Origin of the sequence: Oceanobacillus polygoni, assembly GCF_008304605.1 — a bacterium.
Classification (GTDB): Bacteria; Bacillota; Bacilli; order Bacillales; family Amphibacillaceae; genus Oceanobacillus; species Oceanobacillus polygoni.
Genome location: NZ_PIJY01000050.1, coordinates 1 through 2,247, shown reverse-complemented (window position 1 = coordinate 2,247; position 2,247 = coordinate 1). Strand labels below are relative to the sequence as shown.

Genomic DNA, 2,247 nt, shown 5'->3' with positions numbered 1-2,247 from the left:
CTGCGACACCTACAAAGCGCATCGCACTATAAAAGGATGTGATTGTCCCGCGTGTTTCCTTTTCAATTGTCTGGGTAATAAGGCATCAAGGCAGGGGAGGCTCACACCGATTCCAATGCCACATGTTAAAAACACAGCGAGCAAATAAATGAGTTAAGCTGAGAAACTTACAGCTAAAGCGGACACCCCAGATAGCACAATCCCTCCAAAAGTAATCCATTTCATCGTCGCGCCATATTATCTTTAATAACCTTTCCTGCTATAAATGATGAAATACAAAGAGAGGCTAGTGGAATAGCTAAAATAAATCCCTTTTTAATCCCCGCAAAATGATGTTCATCTTCTAATATGTTTGATAAATAGAAGAGAATACTAAATAGCATAAACATTAAAATGATACCGATAATAAATACTGCAAATAACCATTTACCATGCATGCGGAAAATAGACTTTGTGTTTTGCGTGAATTGCTTAAATGTTAAAGGCTCTTCTTCCTTCTTAGGCTTTTTGATTAAAAATAAGATTAGTAAAGCAGAAATTAGACAAAATACCGGAAAGGCGAAAAAGGGTAAAAACCAGATAAATCCCGCTAGTAGGGATCCCAGTATTGGGCTTAAAACTTTTCCAAATGTGTTGGAAGTCTCAATAATGCCAAGGGAAGAACTTACTTCTTCGTCTTTCTTGAAAAGATCCCCAATTAAAGGCATAACAATAGGGGCTGTACCTGCGGCGCCAATACCTTGCAGGACCCTACCAATCAGAATAAAAAAATAGGGACTTTCCATTTTCCATGCGGCCCATCCTGAGACAAGGCCACCAATTCCAGCAATGATTAATGAGGGAAGGATTACAATTTTCCGTCCAAACCGATCAAATACCCAGCGATGGGAATAAGGACGATGGCGACAATGGAATATAGGGTGATTATATAACTGGATTGTACCGTTGTGATATCAAGCTTTTTTTCCATTAAAGGAAAGGAAGAATGGGAATAAGCATTGAATTTCCCAGTGTCATAATTAAGGGAATAGAGGCAAGGGATATAATTGCCCAACGCTTTATGGCTATTTCATCTTGGGATTTTTCAAACCTTTTCTTCGACATCATTGAACTCCTTTAAATCACACTATGTATAGTATGAACGAAAACAACCTTTCTTATGAAGTTTCGCTATATAATGACCCCTTTAATTTGTTTTATCCATGGCTATTTCACTTGGAATTCGGGCGGAAAATTATACAAACAAAGACGATGCAATATATCCATCAACAAGCAAAATGATAAATTTATGAGGGAGGAATTAAAATGAAAATTAAAGAAATACATCCACTAAATATTGGGATAGAAAAGTTTGAAACCATTCAGAGCTATTTCTTTAGCAAAATTAGCCTAAACAACACTCTTTTTGATAAAAGAATAAGGTTTTGCGCAGGGGTAGATTTAGCTTACTGGGAAGAGGAAGGATAGAATGGGGAGTCTGTAGCATTATCGTTATCAATTATGAAACAAAGGCATTGGTTGAAACGGTACTCGGAAAAGGTGGTGTGGCCCATCTATCTGTACCGACTGATATTTGGATACAGCCCGTTAGCGATGGCTTTTACCCAACACCGCCCGCTAAAAATCATAACATTAGGCTGCATCTTAAAATCGTTTGGTCTATTTCTTCTGCTTACTAACAAATTAACCTATAAGAAATTAAACACCTAACCTTCATCTACAGAAATGGTAGAACTTAACTAGTATATTTAATTCCTTATATCTACAAAATAATAGTGCAATTAATGAGGAGGGATGATATGACAGTAGCAACACAAGTAAAACAAACAATTGCAGGATTGAAGAGTGTTCAGGCAAGTTTTGAACAGTTTGCACTTGAGACAGAAAACAAACAAGCAAAACAACTATATCAAGATGCAGCACAACAAACTATGGGCGTACTAAACAATGTAGAACCAAGAGTTACTCAAATAGAACAAGAAGAACCACAATACAAACAATAAATAAAAGCATTGGCGAGTAACTAAAGGAGGGCTTTTAGTAGCCTCCTACATACCTCAAATGAAGAGATGGGTGTGAGATATGCGAACAACCACAGTATTTTTTTTCCTTTGTTTAGCTTTATTATTGACCGCTTGTGGAAATGAACCACCACAGGAACAAGGACAACAAAGCGTTGATTCTCCGGATATTACAAAGATTTCCAATGAAAAACTAATTAGTCAGCAACCATCTAATAAAGCAAAA

2 protein-coding genes and 1 pseudogene are annotated in these 2,247 nt (G+C 36.9%); 2 read left to right on the top strand and 1 reads right to left on the bottom strand.

The window, feature by feature from the left end:
- A pseudogene (locus F1560_RS21085) lies at positions 1 to 1,107 on the bottom strand (MFS transporter); the annotation flags it as partial.
- Positions 1,108 to 1,305: 198 nt separating this feature from the next.
- Here F1560_RS21085 and F1560_RS22245 point away from each other — a divergent pair.
- Positions 1,306 to 1,467 (top strand): hypothetical protein, encoded by a 162-nt coding sequence (locus tag F1560_RS22245; protein WP_187773791.1) that lies wholly within the window; start codon positions 1,306 to 1,308, stop codon positions 1,465 to 1,467.
- Positions 1,468 to 1,799: 332 nt separating this feature from the next.
- Positions 1,800 to 2,003: a DUF1657 domain-containing protein gene (locus tag F1560_RS21080; protein ID WP_095308175.1), complete on the top strand. Its 204-nt coding sequence runs from the start codon at positions 1,800 to 1,802 to the stop codon at positions 2,001 to 2,003.
- Positions 2,004 to 2,247: the final 244 nt, after the last annotated feature.

Excerpts from the sequence above, each read along its gene's own strand:
- F1560_RS22245 (WP_187773791.1), top strand. The coding sequence starts at position 1,306 with ATGAAAATTAAAGAAATACATCCACTAAATATTGGGATAGAAAAGTTT.
- F1560_RS21080 (WP_095308175.1), top strand. The coding sequence starts at position 1,800 with ATGACAGTAGCAACACAAGTAAAACAAACAATTGCAGGATTGAAGAGT.